Here is a 16,088-nt window from a genome sequence, read left to right as displayed (position 1 = left end):
GTCTGTGGCGGGCCGCTCCTCGGCTGCTCCCGGGGCGGCCGACGACGACCGCGTGGACACCGCCAGCGGGCACGCGGCCGCCGGCCTGATATCACGACGCGTAGGCCGTCGGATCGAAGCGACGCAGCTCGTCGCGGAAGGCGAAGGCGAAATCCGGCCAGAGCAGGGCGAGACGGCGGTCGGAGGCGAGATACCAGCTGTCGCAGCCGCCGTTGGTCCACACCGTGTCGGCACTCAGGGCGTCGATCCGGGCGATGGAGGCGGCCTCGGCCTCGGCCGTCACCTCGAGGAGTTCGACGCCGGTGCTCGCGCAGTGGTCGAGCGCGGTGAGGACGTACTCGATCTGCGTCTCGATCATGTGCACGGCGGAGTTGTGTCCGAGGCTCGCGTTGGGGCCGTTGATGACGAAGAGGTTCGGGAAGCCGTGCACGACGGTGGACTCGTAGGCGGCCATGCCCTCGGCCCAGCGGTCGGCGAGGAGCTGGCCCCTCCGTCCGCGGATCCTCCGCGCGAACGGCGGCCGGGCCGCGTGGAAGCCCGTCGCAAAGATCAGGACGTCGACCTCGTGCGCCTCTCCGTCGTCACCGATCGCCGCGGCCCCTTCGACGCGCCGCAGCGCACCGGGGACGACGTGCACGTGGGCCCGGCTGAGGGCCGGGTAGTAGTCGTCCGACAGCAGCACCCGCTTGCAGCCGATCTCGTAGTCCGGAGTGAGAACGGCGCGCAGCTCGGGATCAGCGATGTGCGCGGCGAGATGGCCGAGCGCCTCGGCTCGCAGTCCCTCGATGGCGTCGGGCACGCCGACGCGGCCGGCGAAACCGAGCTCGGCCCGCCAGAACAGGTCTTCGCGCAGGCGCGTCAGCGCGCCCGGCGCGCGCGCCAGGGCCCGGCGCTCCTCGGCGGCGTACGCGTGATTGCCGCGGGGGCGCACATAGGGCGCCGAGCGCTGGAACAGCACGACCTCGGCGGCACGCTCGGCGAGGTGCGGCACGATCTGCACCGCGGAGGCGCCCGAGCCGACGATCCCGACCCGAGCGCCGTCGAGCTCGACCTCCTCGCGCCAGCGCGCCGAGTGGAAGGCCGGGCCCGGGAACGAATCGAGGCCGGGGACCGTCGGCAGCCGCGGCTCCGAGAGCCGCCCGGCGCAGACCACGAGCGCGCCGGCCGAGTAGTCGCCGCGGGACGTGCGCACGGACCAGCGGCCCGCCTCCTCCTGGAAAACCGCCTCGAGGACCTCGGTGCCCAGCCGCAGGCGCGGCCCGAGCCGCTCGCGCTCGACGACACGCTCGAGGTAGGCCTGGATCTCGGCACCGGGCGCGTAGAACGCGGACCAGTCGGGTTCGGGGGCGAACGAGTAGGAGTAGAGGTGCGACGGGATGTCGCAGGAGACGCCGGGGTAGACGTTGTCGCGCCACGTTCCGCCGACGCGCTCCGCGCGCTCGAGCACGACGAAGGAGGTGCCGCCGCGGCGCTCGAGGCGCGTCGCCGCTCCGAGGCCGGCGAACCCTGCCCCGATCACGACGACGTCGACCTCGACGGCCATCAGACGGTCATCCGCTCGAGAACACTGCCCGCCGGGTCGCGGCGGGGGTCGGTGACGAAGCGCTCGAGCACGGCGAGCAGCTCGGCGGGCCGCTCGGCCAGGACCGCGTGCCCGGAGTCGATGAGGCAGTAGCGGGCGTCCTCGATCGCACCGAGGAGGGCCTCCGAGCCTTCGACACCCACGACGGCGTCGGCGGTGCAGGCGACGACGAGGGCCGGGAGGCGCAGACGGGTTGCGGCCGCGCTCGCGTCGGCGCGGGCGGAGGCGGCGAGCATCCTGGCGGCGTCGGTGTTCCAGGGGGACGAGGGGCCCCAGGCGCGCAGCGCGAGCAGGCGGCCGGCCTCGTCCTGCGCCTCGGGGGAGAGCAGCTCCCAGAGCTGGGCGGCACCGCGCAGGCGCTCGGTCGGGCGCAGCCAGCCGGCGACGAGTGCCAGGGCGCGGATCCGCGGGTCGTCGGCGGAGACCGCGACGGCGGCTCCGAGTGCGTGGCCGACGACGACGACCTCGTCGGCTCCGAGTGCGTCGAGGGCGGCGCTCACGCCGGCGGGACCGTCGCCCCAGGGGTCGCGGAGGTCGGCGAGTTCGAGCGCGGCGACACGGTGGCGGCGCGCGAGCATCGGCAGCACGAGCGCGGTGTCGGTCCGGACGCCCCGGCCGGCGCCGGTGAGGAGCAGGACGGCGGAAGGTTGCTCGGGACCGGCGGTGAGGAGTCGCGCCTGGGCGGCTCCGACCGTGATCCGCCGCTCCTGCACCAGGGCGGCCTGCCGCTGGAGGTACTCGGACGGGCTCACGGCACGCGTCGGGTCTCGCGCAGGGGGAGCCGCATCCGCTGCACCCCGGCCGAGGACGTCACCTCGGCGCGCAGGGCGCGCTCGGCGGGGACCGTGCCGTACGAGGTGGTGCGCTGGCGCCAGCCGCGGCCGATCTCGCCGGTGATGCGTGCGACGGTCGCGATGTCGAGTGCCCGGTGCGCCTCCGCCCCCGCCTCGGGCCGGAGGACACCGTCGAGGAGCAGACCGCCCAGATCGTCGGCCCCACCGCGCAGGAGCAGCTGAGCGGTGTGCAGCCCGAGCTTGGTCCAGGCGGTCTGCACGTGCGGGATCCGGCCGTGGAGCACGAGCCGGGCGACCGCGTGCACCGCGCGGGTCTCGCGGAGGCCGGGTCCGCCTCTGGTCGCGCGCGCGACCGCCGGCGGCGCCTCTGCGGGCACGAACGGCATCGCGATGAACTCGGTGAACCCGCCCGTCTCGTCCTGGATCGTAGCCAGTGTGCGCAGGTGGGCGAGCTGCTGCTCCGGGGTCTCGACATGCCCGTAGACCATGGTCGAGGTCGAGCGGAGCCCGCTGCGGTGGGCCGCGGTGATCGTCTCGCGCCACTCGGCGGCGCTCGGGTCTGTGCCCTCGCTGAGGATCGCGCGCACGCCGTCGTCGAGGATCCGCGCGGCCGTGCCCGGGACGGAGTCGACCCCCGCCTCGCGGAGCGCGTCGAGCATCGCGGGCAGAGTGCGGCCCGTGCGCCGGGCGACCTCGAGGATCTCACCGGGCCGGTATGCGTGCAGGTGCAGGGAGGGCTGCCTGGCCGAGAGGGTGCGCGCGATCAGGAGCAGATCGTCGCCCGGATGCTCCTGGCCGATCGCGCCCTGGAGGCAGAGTTCGGTCGCTCCCAGCGCGACGGCTTCGTCGGCGAGTTCTTCCAGGCGTTCGACCGTGAGGCCGCCTGCACCCCAGAGGGAGGTGTCGATGTTGCGGTTCACGACGATCGAGACGACGTCGCCCACGGCCTCCCGGCGGACGTCGTCGGCGAGCGCGGCGAGCGCGTCGAGGTCGTCGCCGTCCGCCGCCAGCAGGGCGAGGTAGTCGGCATCGGAGAGCCCTGCCGGGTCGGCGGCGGCCCGGGCGAGCACGGGGCCGAGCGTGGGCGCGGCCGGCCGCGGCGGAGCCTCGAGCGTCTCGCGGTAGGGCCGGGGGAGCACGGGTGCCGCCTCGTCGGCGAGCCACGTCGCGTGGTCGGCGAGAGCCTGCACAGAGGGAGTGACGCGCGGGTCGATCCACGTCTCGGCGTCGCGGAGGTACTGCGGATGCGCGGTCAGACGCTCGTGCAGACGGAAGCCGGCGGCGGCGGTGAGCCGGGCGAGGTCGTCGATGTGGGGCCAGGGCCGCTCGGGATTCACGTGATCGGCCGTGAGCGGGCTGACCCCGCCCCAGTCGTCGACCCCGGCGCGCAGGAGCAGCCCGAGCTCCTGCTCGTCGGTGAGGTTCGGCGGCGCCTGGATGGTCGCGTCCGCGCCCAGGACCAGCCTCGCGACGGCGACGTTCGCGACGTACTCCTGGAGCTCGAGGTCGACCTCGTTCTGCATCGCGGTGCGCGGCTTCGCCCGGAAGTTCTGCACGATGCACTCCTGCACGTGGCCCCAGCGCTCGTGCGACTCGCGGATGGCGAAGAGGGCGTCTGCCCGCTCGGCGGCGTTCTCGCCGATGCCCAGCAGCACACCGGTGGTGAAGGGGATGCGGCTGCGCCCCGCGTCCTCGAGCACCCGCAGCCGCAGCGCCGGCTCCTTGTCGGGCGAGCCGTAGTGCACCCCGCCCTTCTCGGACCAGAGCCGCTCGGCGGTCGTCTCGAGCATCATGCCCATCGAGGGCGCGACGGGGCGGAGCCGCTGCAGCTCGGCCCACGACATCACTCCCGGGTTCAGATGGGTGACCATGCCGGTCTCGGTCATCACCAGGACGGCCATCGCCCGGACGTACTCGAGGGTCGAGGCGTAGCCGTGCTCGGTGAGCCAGGCGCGCGCCACCGGCCAGCGGTCCTCCGGTCGGTCGCCGAGCGTGAACAGCGCCTCCTTGCAGCCGAGCGCGGCTCCCGCGCGGGCGACCTCGAGGATCTCCTCCGGCTCCATGAAGGTCGATTCGCGCTTGGCCGCCAGCCCGCCCGGCGTCTCGACGAAGACGCAGTAGTGGCAGCGGTCGCGGCAGAGTTTGGTCAACGGCACGAAGACCTTGCGGGAGTAGGTGATCACGCCGGGGCGGCCGCGGCGGGCGAGCCCTTCATCGCGGAGCCGGCCGGCCGCGTCGAGGAGCGCGTCGAGTTCGGCACCGCGGGCGCCGAGCAGCGCTTCTGCGCTCTCGCGGGTGATCGGCTCGCCGCGGTCGAGTCGGGCGAGGAGGGTGGCCGTGGTCATGCGGAGCGGCCCTTCCGGAGGGATCGAGGAGTGGGAGGCGTGCGGTCAGAGCGCGCGCAGCCGCGGCGCGAGGTCGCGCTCGAAGCTGTCGAAGAAGCGCTGCTGGTCGGCGCCCGGAGCGTGGAACACGAGGTGGGTGAAGCCCGCCTCGATGTAGGGCAGGATCTGCGCGACCGTCTCCTCCGGGTCGGAGCCGACGATCCAGCGCTTCGCGACCTGCTCGATCGGCAGCTCGTCGGCCGCGTTCTCCATGTCGACCGGGTCGGTCAGCGAGTGCTTCTGCTCGGGAGTCAGCGAGAGCGGCGCCCAGAACCGCGTGTTCTCGAGGGCGCGCGCAGGGTCGGGGTCGTAGGACAGCTTGATCTCGATCATCCGGTCGAGGGTCGAGGAGTCACGGCCCGCCGCAGCGGCCCCCTCGTCGACCGCGGGCAGCAGCTTCTCGGTGTAGAGCTCCATGCCCTTGCCGGATGTGCAGATGAAGCCGTCGCCGGCGCGGCCCGCGTACCTGGCGACGACGGGGCCGCCCGCCGCGATGTAGACCGGCACGCCGCCGTCGGGCTTGTCATAGATCGACGCCTCGTGCGTGGAGTAGTACTCGCCGTCGAAGGTGACTCGGTCGCCGGCCCAGAGCGCGCGCATGAGCCGGACGGCCTCGCGGAGGCGGGCGAACCGCTCCTTGAACTCCGGCCAGGTCTGCTCGCCCGCACCCTGGTAGCCGGTCGCGATCTCGTTGAGCGCCTCGCCCGTGCCGACGCCGAGCATGATCCTGTCCGGGTAGAGCACGCCGAGCGTGCCGAAGGCCTGGGCGATGACGGCCGGGTTGTAGCGGTAGTGCGGGGTCATCACCGAGGTGCCGAGGCGGATGGTCGACGTGCGCTCGCCGGCCGCGGCCAGCCAGGCGAGGGAGAACGGCGCGTGACCGCCTGTGTGCCGCCAGGGCTGGAAGTGGTCGGAGACGACGGCGCTCTCGAAGCCGTGCCGCTCGGCGCTCACGGCGAGCTCGACGAGCTCCCGTGCGCCGAACTGCTCCGCCGATGCCTTGTACCCGAGCGTGATCGTCATGTGCAGCCTTCGTGTGGAGGGGACGGCTCCCCGACCGGGAGCGACCCCTCCATTCTGCGCCTGCGACGGGGCCGAGAGGGACGGTTGGACCGACCCGGGGGAGCGATCCGCCCGAGAGGGCCCTGTGGAGGAAGCTCAGACGGCGGGTGCCGAGATGTTCACCATCCAGCCGATCCCGTAGCGGTCGACGAGCATCCCGAACCGGTCGCCCCAGGGCGAAGCGACCAGCGGCTCGATGATCGAGCCGCCGTCGGCCAGGCCTTCCCAGTAGCCGCTGAGCTCGGCGTCGTCCTCGCCGAAGAGCGCGATCGTGATGCGGCTGCCCGTATCGGCGGGCACGGACGACATCGTGTCCGAGCCCATCAGGACGAGGCCGTTCGTCGTCACCAGTTGGGCGTGCATGATCCGGTCCTGGTCGGCCGGGTCCTGGCTCGCCCCGAAGTCGGCGAAGGTGCTCGAGGTGAGCTCGCCACCGAGCACGCTGCGGTAGAACTCCATCGCCTCCCGCGCGACGCCGTCGAAACCGAGGTACGGGCTGAGCGAGGTGGACATGGCGAGCCTTCCGTCGAGTGGTGGGCCCAGTATCGGCGCGCCGGGGTCCGAGCGCCAGACCCCGGCGCGCGACGCTCAGAGCTCCGCGCGAGTGGGCGGGTTCGCTCCCGCGCGCGAGGTGGTGATCCCCGCGACGTGCACGGCGTGGCGGCCGACGGCGCGCAGCGAGGGCTCGTCCAGGAGCATGCCGTTCGGCGCGCCGAGTCCCTGGCGCAACGCCTCGTCGAGGATCGCCCCCATCGCCGAGTCGCCCGCGCCGATGGTGTCGGCGACGACGATCCGGGCAGCGGGCACGGTCGCACGGGCGACGGCGGAGGCGAGCAGCAGGCCGTCGCCGCCGCGCGTCACCACGGCGAGCCGGGCGCCCAGGCCGAGCAGACGGGTCAGGACCTCGTCGAGCTGCATCGTCGGGTACAGCCACTCCGCGTCCTCGTCGCTGAGCTTCACGATCTCGCACGCGCTCGCGACGCGCTCGAAGCGCGCGAGCGCGTCGGAGTGCGGTCCGACGAGCGCGGGGCGGATGTTCGCATCGACGCTCGCGGTGACACCGGCGGGCAGCGCCTCCAGCAGGTCGAGCACTGCTGAGCCGCCGGGCTCGAGGTAGATCGCGATGGAGCCGGTGTGCACGTGCGCCATTCCCGCGGGGTCCGCTGCCGGCGGGTTCCACGCGAGGTCGAAGACGTAGCGGGCAGATCCGTCCTCGGCGAGCACCGCCCGGGCGGTGGAGGTGCGCTCGGCGTCGCCGTGCCGCACGTCCACCCCGGAGGACTCGAGGTGTTCGGCGATGCGGCGGCCTCGCGCGTCGTCGGCGATGTCGGTGACGATAGTGGCGGCGCGGCCGAGGCGGGCCAGCGTCAGGGCGACGTTCGCGGGCGAGCCACCGACGTGCTCCTCGACGCCGCCGTCGCGCTCGACGATGTCGATCAGGGCCTCGCCGATGACCAGGATGCGGGGTGCCGTGCTGCTGCGGGCGTCGGAGGAGGACATGCCGCCATCATGCCGGGTGGCGCGCGCTCCTCGCGACGCCCGCGCGGTCGGATCCGAGGTCCACCGTCCCTCGAACGCCCCGTTCAGCCGCGGACGCCGGCCAGCACCTCGTCGACCGTCGTGACCTCGATCAGCGGCGCGTAGAGCGCCATCGCGTCCAGTGCGCGCCGGTGGTCGCTCTCGCTCGCTCCGGCGCACGCATCGGCCACCACGTGCACCCGCACGCCCGCGTCCGCCGCGGCGAGCGCCGTCGAGAGCACGCAGCAGTCGGTCGAGACGCCCGTGAGCACGATCTCGCGGGAGTCGTCGAGCGCGGCCTCCAGCTCGGCCCCCCACTTCCCGAACGTGGCGGCGGTGATCGTGCGGTGCCCCTCGAGGCCGGGTACCAGCTCGTAGAGGCGGTCGCCGTCCGGCACCAGCGCGAACGGCCACTCCCGGTAGTAGCGGATCCACGCCCCGCTCGGCCGCTCCGGCGCCACAAAGCGCGTCGTCACCACCCGCTCGCCGAACGCCGGGAGCAGTCGCTGGGTGCCCGCCGCCGCCCGGGCGAACTCGCCGGAGTGCCACGGCGACTCCGCATCGGCGAAGACGTGCTGGAGGTCGACGGCGACGAGCACGCTCACGCGTTCGCCTCCTGCCCGCGTACTGCGCGGCGCGAGAGAGCCAGGGTTCCGACGAAGCCGATCACCAGCGCCACGAGCACGCCGAGGTTCGCACCCGCCCAGTCGCCGTCGCGGCCGCCCAGCGGGCCGAGCAGGTAGCCCTCCCACTCGAAGCCGGGGGAGTAGTTGACCACGAGGCCCCAGCCGACGACCGCGCCCAGGAGCACGAGCGCGACAGGAACCGCGGAGACGCTGCCGTAACGGCCGCGCGCGTCGTAGAGCGACTCCTGGTCGTAGTCGCGACGGCGGAGGAGCAGGTCCGCGAGGAACACGCCGAGCCAGGCCGCGATCGGCACCCCCAGGGTGATCAGGAAGCCCTGGAACGGGCCGAGGAAGTCGCCCGCGACGAAGACGACGTAGACGGCGCCGAGCACCATCAGCACGCCGTCGATCCCGGCGGCCACCGGTCGCGAGACCTTCAGGCCCGTGCTCAGCAGCGCGAGTCCCGAGGAGTAGATGTCCATCACGGCTCCGCCGATGAGCCCCAGCAGCGCGACAACGATGAACGGGAGGAGGAACCACGTCGGCAGGATCCCGGCGAGCGCGCCGATCGGGTCGGCGGCGATCGCGTCGGAGAGCTCCGGGGAGGATCCGGCCAGCAGCAGGCCGACGATCACGAGCACGACGGGCGCGACGGCACCGCCGATCGTCGTCCAGGCGACGACGCCGCCCGTCCTCGCACTGCGTGGCAGGTATCGGGAGTAGTCGGCCGCGGCGTTCACCCAGCCCAGTCCGAAGCCGGTCATCATGAACACGAGTCCGCCGATGACGGCTGCTGTCGAGCCGGCGGGCAGGGCGCCGACGGCGCCGAGGTCGATCCGGTCCAGCACGAGCACCACGTAGACGACGGTCAGCACCGCCGTGGCGACCGTGATCGCGAGCTGCAGCCGCATGATCAGCCGGAAGCCGGCGATCCCGGCGATCACGATCAGCGCCGCGACCACGATCAGCGCCACGAGTTTGGTGAGCACGCCGCCGTCCCAGCCGAATTCCTCGAACACTGTCGCGGTGGCGAGCACCGCCAGGGAGGCGAGCACCGTCTCCCAGCCGACGGTGAGCAGCCACGAGATCACCGAGACGAGACGGTTGCCGTCGACTCCGAACGCCGCTCGGCTGAGCACCATGGTGGGGGCGGAGCCGCGCTTGCCCGCGACGGCGACGAAGCCGCAGAAGAGGAAGGAGACGACGATGCCGACGACTCCGACGAGCGTGGCCTGCCAGAAGGACAGCCCGAACCCGAGCAGGAACGAACCGTAGCTGAGCCCGAGCACCGACACATTGGCGGCGAACCACGGCCAGAACAGGTCGCGCGGCCGGCCGTGTCGCTCCGACTCCTGGATGGTGTCGAGCCCGTTGAGCTCGATGCCGCCGGCGAGGCGGGCGGTCGTGGGGTCGGGAGAGGTCATCGCGTCCTCGTTCTCGCGGGTGCCGGCCCTGCGCCGGAGCTGCACTGAACCTACAGCGCGACCGGGCCCCCGTCGCCCTCGAACAGCAGGCGGAGCGTCTCGAGGTCGTCGGCGACCTGCGCGCAGTCGTCGTCCCAGTCGTCCATGCTCATCCCCGGCCGCCTCCGCACGGTGAAGGCGACTTCGGCGCCGTCGCCGTTCGCCAGCACCCGCAGCGGGTTCTCGACCACCGTGCCGTCCGGCAGCGTCACCTGGTGGTCGGCCACTCCGAAGGGGTTCGCGGGCGCGAAGCGCACCTCGACCCTGCCCATCGGAGAGTCGGCGAACCAGCGGCCGTCCACCTCCTCGACGGCCGACGAGGCGAGACCCGCGGCCCATCGCGGCAGGTTCGCCGGATCGGACACGAAGGCGTACACCTGCGCGGCCGGAGCCTCGATCACGACGCCCACGGGGCGCGATTCGTAGAGGGTCACTGCTGCTCCTTCGTCGTGGCGGGTCCCTGCTGCTCCTCCGCGAAGCTCGACACCAGGAGAGCCGCCAGAGTCGTCCGCTCCAGCATGCCCCCGATGCCGACCGACTCGGTACGAGCGTGAGCACCGGAGCCCGGCGCGCCGAGCCCGTCGAGCACGGGCAGCCCGAGCGCCGCGACGAAGTTGCCGTCGCTCGCTCCGCCCACAGCGATCTCGGTCAGCGGCACGTCGATGCGTCGCGCCACCCGCTCCGCGCGGCGGTACAGCGCGGCGACGGACGCGGTGCGCTCGAAGACGGGCCGCTCCCAGGATCCGCGGACTTCGAGCCGGATCCGCGGGTCGCTCGCCTCGAGCGCGTTCAGTTCGGCCTCGACTCGGGCGGCCTCCGCCGAGCCGCGGATGCGCGCCTCCAGCTCGAGGCGGACGCGAGCGGTCGTGACGTTCACCCGCGAGCCGCCGCCGACGACTCCGATGTTGACGGAGGTGCCCGCCTCGGCGCGCTCGATCGCCAGCACCCGCGGGATCAACGCCCCCAGCTCGTGGATCGCGCTCGCGCCCTTCTCCGGCTCGACTCCGGCGTGCGCCTCGACCCCCACCACGTCGATCACGAAGCGGCCGATGCCCTTGCGTGCGGTCTTCACCGCCTCGCCGATCGCCCCCTCGAACACGAGCACCGCGTCGGCCCCGGTGCTCTGGCGCTCGAGGAACGACCGGGAGGAGACGCTGCCCACCTCCTCGTCGCCGCTCATCACCAGCCGGATCGCCGGATGAGGGAGGCGCGCGTGCCGGAGCGCCGCGACCAGCCACACCATCTGCACGAGTCCCACTTTCATGTCGTAGCTGCCCGGGCCGGTGAGCTGGTCGCCGTCGACCGCGAACGGCCACGACCGGGTGGTGCCGAGCGGCCAGACGGTGTCGTAGTGCCCGAGCAGCGCCACGAAGGGGCGGGTGCCGCGGGAGGCGCGCGTTCCGCCGCTGGCTGCAATGGTCCAGCTCGTCGCGGTCGGGGCGTCCTGCCCTCGCTGGTGCTGCACGTCGAGGTCGTGGCCGAGCCGTTCGCCGACCCAGTGCACGAGGTAGGCGTGCAGCTCGCCGAGGGCCTCGAGGGAGTCGCTCGGGCTCTCGATCATGACGAGGTGGCGGATGTCGTCGATCAGGCGTGCTCGGGAGTCGCGGAGGAAGGCCCGCACTCGTGCGGCGTCGTCGGCGTCGGGGAAGGTCATCGACTCCGGACTACCAGAGTGCGGGCCCGGGCGCGAGGAGCAGGCGATCCCGATCGACCCCCTCGTGAACCGTTCGGCCTCCCGTACCGTTGAAGAGGGAGAGGTGGAGATGTCCGAGGATCAGGCCGAGATGCTGCGTGCGTTGCACGACGAGCACTCCACCGCGCTCTGGCGGTTCGTCCTGCGGCTGACGGGAGACCGGCAGCTCGCGGAGGACGTCGTGCAGGAGGCGCTGCTGCGCGCCTGGAAGCACCCGGAGATCCTCGCCCAGGGCGAGGCGGCCGCGCGATCCTGGCTCTACACGGTAGCCCGCAACATCGTGATCGACGACCGCCGCAGCGCCCGCTATGCCCGCGAGCTGGGCACGGACGAGGTCCCCGAGCGGGCCACCGCAGACCGCACCGATCAGGTGCTCGACGCCTGGCTGCTCTCGGACGCCCTGAGCGGGATCAGCCACGACCACCGCGCCGTGATCGTGCACGCCTACTACGGAGGCCGCACGGTGACCGAGATCGCCGAGATACTCGCAATCGCACCGGGCACCGTCAAGTCCCGGATGCACTACGGGATGCGGGCACTCAAGCTCGCGCTGCAGGAAAGAGGGGTGACCGAGCTGTGACCCACGACCACTCCTCCGACGAGTCCCACGGCGACCCCTTCCGCGACTGGGACGCCCCCTATCTGCTCGGATCCCTCTCGGCCGCCGACCGCCGCGCCTACGAGCAGCACCTGCGCCTGTGCGACGGCTGCCGCGAGGGACTGACGGAGTTCGTCCCACTGCCGGGACTGCTCTCGCACCTGCCTCAGGACGATGCGCTGCGCCTGATCGAGCAGCCGGAGCCGGGCGCCCAGGAGGTGGCACCCTCCGACCTCCTGACCCGCCTCGCCGCTGCGGCCGACGCGGTGCGCCGCCGCACCCGGCTCACGATCGCCGGGCTGGTGCTCGCCGCGGCCGGAGTCTCGGCAGCGGCCGCCATCGCCATCCCGCTGGCCGTCGGCCCCTCCCTCTCCCCGGTCGAGACCGTCGGCTCGACGGTCGCTCTGGCGGCGGCGCCGGGCGTCCCGGTCGAGGCGTCGGTCAAGTTCGTGCCCCAGCAGTGGGGAACCCGCATCGACATGGACTGCAGCTGGTCCGACACCGCGCAGCAGATCGCAGGATCCACCGGCTACGTGCTCTACGTGACCGACACGTCCGGCAGCACGGAGTCGGTCGGCTCGTGGACCAGCGCACCCGGCACCACGATGGAGCCGAGCCTCGCCACGGGCCTGCCGCTCTCGCGGATCGCCTCCGTCGAGGTGCGTCTGCAGGACTCGGGTCTCGTCGTGCTCACCGGCCGTCCCTGACCGCACCGCCGGATTCCCAGGCGCGCGCTCCGCGGACTGAGTAGCTTCTCCTCCATGACGATCGCGACCCTCGCCCTCGCCCCCGCCTCCGTGGCGACCGCCTCCTCCACCGACAGCATCGACGAGCTCTCCGGGCTCGTCGGCGTCGCTGCGCGGGTGATCGCCGCGCTCGGAGAGGCCGGCGTGGGCCTCCTGACGCTGATCGAGACGGTGTTCCCGCCGATCCCGAGTGAGCTGGTCCTCCCGCTGGCGGGGTTCCTCGCGCAGCAGGGGCGGATGAACCTCGTGCTGGTCGTCCTCACCGCGACCCTCGGCGCCTACCTGGGTGGGCTCGTCCTCTACGGGCTCGGCCACCGCATCGGCACCGAGCGCTCCATCCGCCTGCTCTCGACGCTGCCGCTCGTCGATCGCGAGGACTTCGAGAAGGCCGTCGGCTGGTTCCGACGGCACGGCACCTGGGTGGTGCTGTTCGGCCGGCTGATCCCGGGGGTCCGGAGTCTCATCTCGCTTCCCGCGGGATCGGAGCGGATGAACCTCCTCCTGTTCTCGGGTCTGACGATCCTCGGCTCGGGCGTCTGGAACGGCCTGCTCATCGGCCTCGGTGCCGCGCTCGGCACCCAGTACGAGCTCGTCGACCAGTACGCCGGCGTGCTCGATGCGGTCATCTACGGCGCCATCGGCATCCTGCTGCTCGTGCTCGTCGTCCGGAGCGTCCGTCGGCGCCGTTCCGCGGGCTCGACCCACCGCGGCTGAGGCCCGACCCGATTAGAGTCGGGCGGGTGAGCACGCGTCCGACGGTCTACGACGTCGCCGAGCGGGCGGGGGTCTCGATCGCGACCGTCTCCCGGGTCGTCACGAATCCCGGCGCGGTGCGCGAGGCCACCCGGGAGAAGGTCATCCGCGCGGTCGGCGAGCTGGGTTACGTGCCCAGCGGCAGCGCGCGGGGTCTAGCGGCCCAGCGGACCGATGTCGTCGGGCTCTTCCTCCCCGATCACGACGACACGGTGGTGCAGGAGGCGCCCGTCCCCGTCGTGGCGCCGGGCGCGCCGGTGCCCGTGGTCGTCGACTCCGACCACGCGCCGCCGCGCTCGCCGAGCCTCTACTACGACGAGGTGCTCCGCGGAGCCGAGGCGGAGGCCTGGCGCCGCGGGTTCGGCCTGATGATCGCGGCGGCGCGCACAGGAGGGGCGGCGCCCGCCACCTCCATCGCCGGTCGCGTCGACGCGCTCGCCGTGTTCGCCGGCGCTCTCGACGACGCGATCGTCGCGCACATCGCGCGGCGGATCCCGGTGGTGCTGCTCGCGGGCAGCGGCGGCCCCGACTCCGTCGACCGCATCGGCGCGAACAACGTCGAGGGCATGCGGGCGCTGGTCCGGCACGTGCTGGAGAGCCGCCCGCCGTCGCTCGCGTACGTCGACGGCCGGGCGGAGGCGCCGGACGCCGCCGACCGCCGGGCCGGTTTCCGCGCAGCTCTGCACGAGAGCGGGGGAGAGGCTCCTGCAGTGCGGGAGGAGTGCGGGGACTTCACCCGCGCCTCCGGGCGGGCGGCGGTGGAGCGGCTGCTCGCGGCCGGGCTGCCCGACGCGATCGTCTGCGCGAACGACCAGATGGCGCTCGGAGTGCTCGACGGGCTCGCGGAGGCGGGGATCGACGTCCCCGCGCGGGTCCAGGTGACCGGCTTCGACGGGATCGAGGCCGGTCGGCTCGCGCGGCCACGGCTGACCACAGTGCACCAGCCGATGCACGAGCTCGGGCGGATCGCGGTGTCGACCCTCGTCGAGCGCCTCGCCGACCCGTCCCGTCCCGCGCGCTCGCTGATCCTGCCCGTCGAGGTGCTCCTGCGCGAGTCCACTCTCTGACGCGGCTGCGCTAGGCTCCGGCGCTCGTCCCTCGGACTCCGGTCACGCGCTCGCCCCTTGCGCTCCGCGATGTATGCGCATACATTCGGAGCGGGCCCCGCCGAGGCGGCCCGGAAGCGAGCCGGAACCGAGCAATGACGCTGAACACCAGACCCACCCGACGCCTGCGCGCGCTCGCCGCCGCAGCTCTCGCCGCCCTCGCCCTCGTCGCCACGAGCGCGTGCAGCATCCAGATCCGCAGCGCCCCCGATCCCTCGATCCCGGACGACACCATGCTGATCGCGGCCGACAACGGCTCGCCGCTGTTCGACCGCGCCTTCAACCCCTACTTCGTCAACAAGCGCGTCGGCGCGTTCTACGTCTACGAACCTCTCGTGATCCTCGACAACCTCACCGGGGTCGAGCACCCCTGGCTCGCCAGCGACGTGACGCTCCCGGATGCGCGGACCGTGCAGTTCACTCTCCGCGAGGGCGTCACCTGGTCGGACGGACAGCCGTTCACGGCCGACGACGTCGCCTTCACCTTCGATCTGCTCAAGCAGCATCCGGAGCTCGATCTCAACGGCGTGTGGACGCACATCGACTCGATCGAGACCGCGGGCTCCACGGTCACCGTGCACCTGCTCACCGACGACGTGCCCGCCGCGAGCATCATCGGAGTGACCCTGATGGTCCCCGAGCACATCTGGTCCGGAATCGAGGACCCGGCGACCTACCGCGATCCGGACCCGGTCGGCACCGGGCCCTACACGCTCGGCGCGTTCGCTCCGCAGCAGTACTCGCTCGACAAGAACCACGACTACTGGCAGGCGGACACGGTCGCCGCCGAGCACCTGGTGCTCCCGGCGAAGAACACCCAGCTCGACATCGCCACCAAGGGCTACGACTGGGGCTACTCCTATCTCTCCGACGTCGAGGGCTCGTGGGTCGCGGCCGGCAACGAGAACACCTACTGGTTCCCGCCGGGAGGCACGATCACGCTCTTCCCGAACCTCACTCGGGCGCCGTTCACCGACCTGCGCGTGCGCACGGCGCTCTCGGAGTCGCTGGACCGCGACCGCATCGCGAGCCTCGCGACCGAGGGCTACATGCAGGCAGCCGGGCAGACGAACATTCTGCTGCCCAACCAGGAGGACCGGCTCGACCCGGGCCTGCCCGACAGCGGCCGCGTCGCTCAGGACACCCAGGGCGCCCTGGCCCTCTTCGCCGAGGCCGGCTACACGCAGCAGGACGGCCGTCTCGTCGGCCCCGACGGTGCGCAGCTCTCCTTCACCATCACGACGGCGAACGGCTACACCGATTGGCTCCGCGCGGTGCAGGAGGTGCAGAAACAGTGGGGCGCGATCGGCATCGACGTCACCATCTCGGCTCCGCAGCCCGCCGCCTACCAGTCCTCGCTGGCCAACGGCGAGTTCGACATGGCGATGGGAGGCATCGGCGGCACCGGCGACCTCTACCGAGACTTCGCCACGGTGCTCTCGAGCGACTTCCTCCAGCCGATCGGCACCCAGACCACCGGGAACTACCAGCGCTTCAGCGACCCGGCGGTCGACGCGCTGCTCGCCGAGCTCAAGACCACCATCGATCCGGAGCAGCAGCGTGAGCTCGGCTACGAGCTGCAGCGCGTGGTCTACGACCAGGTGCCGGTGATCGCGATGTACTACGGCGGCTCCTGGGGCCTGTTCAGCGATGCGAAGTTCACCGGTTGGCCCAGCGCCGAGGATCCGTACGCGTCGCCGAAGACCTACGATTCGACCCCGCTGCTCATCCTCACGCACCTGGAGAAGGTGTCCGGATGAGCC

Annotated in this window: 15 protein-coding genes; 5 read left to right on the top strand and 10 right to left on the bottom strand. The window is 72.6% G+C overall.

Translation table 11 applies throughout. The features are described 5' to 3' along the window. Positions 1-91: 91 nt before the first annotated feature. The 10 genes from GSU10_RS11040 to GSU10_RS10995 form a co-directional block, all read right to left on the bottom strand. Positions 92-1,543: a flavin-containing monooxygenase gene (locus GSU10_RS11040; protein ID WP_132504876.1), complete on the bottom strand. Its 1,452-nt coding sequence runs from the start codon at positions 1,541-1,543 to the stop codon at positions 92-94. Continuing rightward, positions 1,543-2,334, bottom strand: coding sequence for an alpha/beta fold hydrolase (locus GSU10_RS11035; protein ID WP_132504874.1), 792 nt, complete (start codon positions 2,332-2,334; stop codon positions 1,543-1,545). The genes GSU10_RS11040 and GSU10_RS11035 overlap by 1 nt, the downstream gene beginning before the upstream one ends. Further along, entirely contained in the window at positions 2,331-4,721 is a 2,391-nt protein-coding gene (gene cofG / locus GSU10_RS11030) for a 7,8-didemethyl-8-hydroxy-5-deazariboflavin synthase CofG (protein ID WP_132504872.1), read from the bottom strand. Before cofG ends, GSU10_RS11035 begins: the two co-directional genes overlap by 4 nt. 45 nt (positions 4,722-4,766) lie before the next feature. Next, positions 4,767-5,783 (bottom strand): glucose-6-phosphate dehydrogenase (coenzyme-F420), encoded by a 1,017-nt coding sequence (gene fgd / locus GSU10_RS11025; protein ID WP_068212308.1) that lies wholly within the window; start codon positions 5,781-5,783, stop codon positions 4,767-4,769. A 135-nt stretch (positions 5,784-5,918) separates the two neighbouring features. Then, complete coding sequence (locus GSU10_RS11020; protein WP_068212310.1) at positions 5,919-6,335, bottom strand: VOC family protein; 417 nt, start codon at positions 6,333-6,335, stop codon at positions 5,919-5,921. 75 nt (positions 6,336-6,410) lie between these two features. After that, complete coding sequence (locus GSU10_RS11015) at positions 6,411-7,322, bottom strand: carbohydrate kinase family protein (protein ID WP_068212311.1); 912 nt, start codon at positions 7,320-7,322, stop codon at positions 6,411-6,413. A gap of 83 nt (positions 7,323-7,405) precedes the next feature. After that, positions 7,406-7,945 carry a cysteine hydrolase family protein gene (locus tag GSU10_RS11010; RefSeq protein WP_068212313.1) on the bottom strand — a complete coding sequence of 180 codons (540 nt, stop codon included), beginning with the start codon at positions 7,943-7,945 and terminating at the stop codon, positions 7,406-7,408. Next, a complete protein-coding gene (locus GSU10_RS11005; RefSeq protein WP_068212321.1) occupies positions 7,942-9,390 on the bottom strand; it encodes a purine-cytosine permease family protein in 1,449 nt (482 codons plus the stop codon). Before GSU10_RS11005 ends, GSU10_RS11010 begins: the two co-directional genes overlap by 4 nt. A gap of 50 nt (positions 9,391-9,440) precedes the next feature. Then, on the bottom strand, positions 9,441-9,863 hold the full coding sequence (locus GSU10_RS11000) for an SRPBCC family protein (protein WP_068212314.1): 423 nt from the start codon (positions 9,861-9,863) through the stop codon (positions 9,441-9,443). Beyond that, on the bottom strand, positions 9,860-11,083 hold the full coding sequence (locus GSU10_RS10995) for a M20/M25/M40 family metallo-hydrolase (RefSeq protein WP_132504868.1): 1,224 nt from the start codon (positions 11,081-11,083) through the stop codon (positions 9,860-9,862). The genes GSU10_RS11000 and GSU10_RS10995 overlap by 4 nt, the downstream gene beginning before the upstream one ends. A gap of 109 nt (positions 11,084-11,192) precedes the next feature. On the opposite strand from GSU10_RS10995, the gene GSU10_RS10990 reads away from it, so the two are divergent. The 5 genes from GSU10_RS10990 (at position 11,193) to GSU10_RS10970 (ending at position 16,085) form a co-directional block, all read left to right on the top strand. Continuing rightward, the gene (locus tag GSU10_RS10990; protein ID WP_068212322.1) at positions 11,193-11,702 is read left to right on the top strand and encodes a sigma-70 family RNA polymerase sigma factor; all 510 of its coding nucleotides are present in this window, start codon (positions 11,193-11,195) and stop codon (positions 11,700-11,702) included. After that, a complete protein-coding gene (locus GSU10_RS10985) occupies positions 11,699-12,427 on the top strand; it encodes an anti-sigma factor family protein (RefSeq protein WP_068212317.1) in 729 nt (242 codons plus the stop codon). The genes GSU10_RS10990 and GSU10_RS10985 overlap by 4 nt, the downstream gene beginning before the upstream one ends. Before the next feature lie 54 nt (positions 12,428-12,481). Beyond that, positions 12,482-13,180: a DedA family protein gene (locus GSU10_RS10980; RefSeq protein ID WP_068212319.1), complete on the top strand. Its 699-nt coding sequence runs from the start codon at positions 12,482-12,484 to the stop codon at positions 13,178-13,180. Between the two features lie 26 nt (positions 13,181-13,206). Then, on the top strand, positions 13,207-14,286 hold the full coding sequence (locus tag GSU10_RS10975; RefSeq protein WP_132504866.1) for a LacI family DNA-binding transcriptional regulator: 1,080 nt from the start codon (positions 13,207-13,209) through the stop codon (positions 14,284-14,286). Between the two features lie 134 nt (positions 14,287-14,420). Continuing rightward, positions 14,421-16,085 carry an ABC transporter substrate-binding protein gene (locus tag GSU10_RS10970; protein WP_068211346.1) on the top strand — a complete coding sequence of 555 codons (1,665 nt, stop codon included), beginning with the start codon at positions 14,421-14,423 and terminating at the stop codon, positions 16,083-16,085. Positions 16,086-16,088 lie beyond the last annotated feature (3 nt).

Source organism: Rathayibacter tanaceti, assembly GCF_009834165.1.
In the GTDB taxonomy this organism is placed as follows: domain Bacteria; phylum Actinomycetota; class Actinomycetes; order Actinomycetales; family Microbacteriaceae; genus Rathayibacter; species Rathayibacter tanaceti.
Note: the sequence above shows the minus strand (reverse complement) of the source record. Positions and strands in the feature narration are given on the sequence as shown.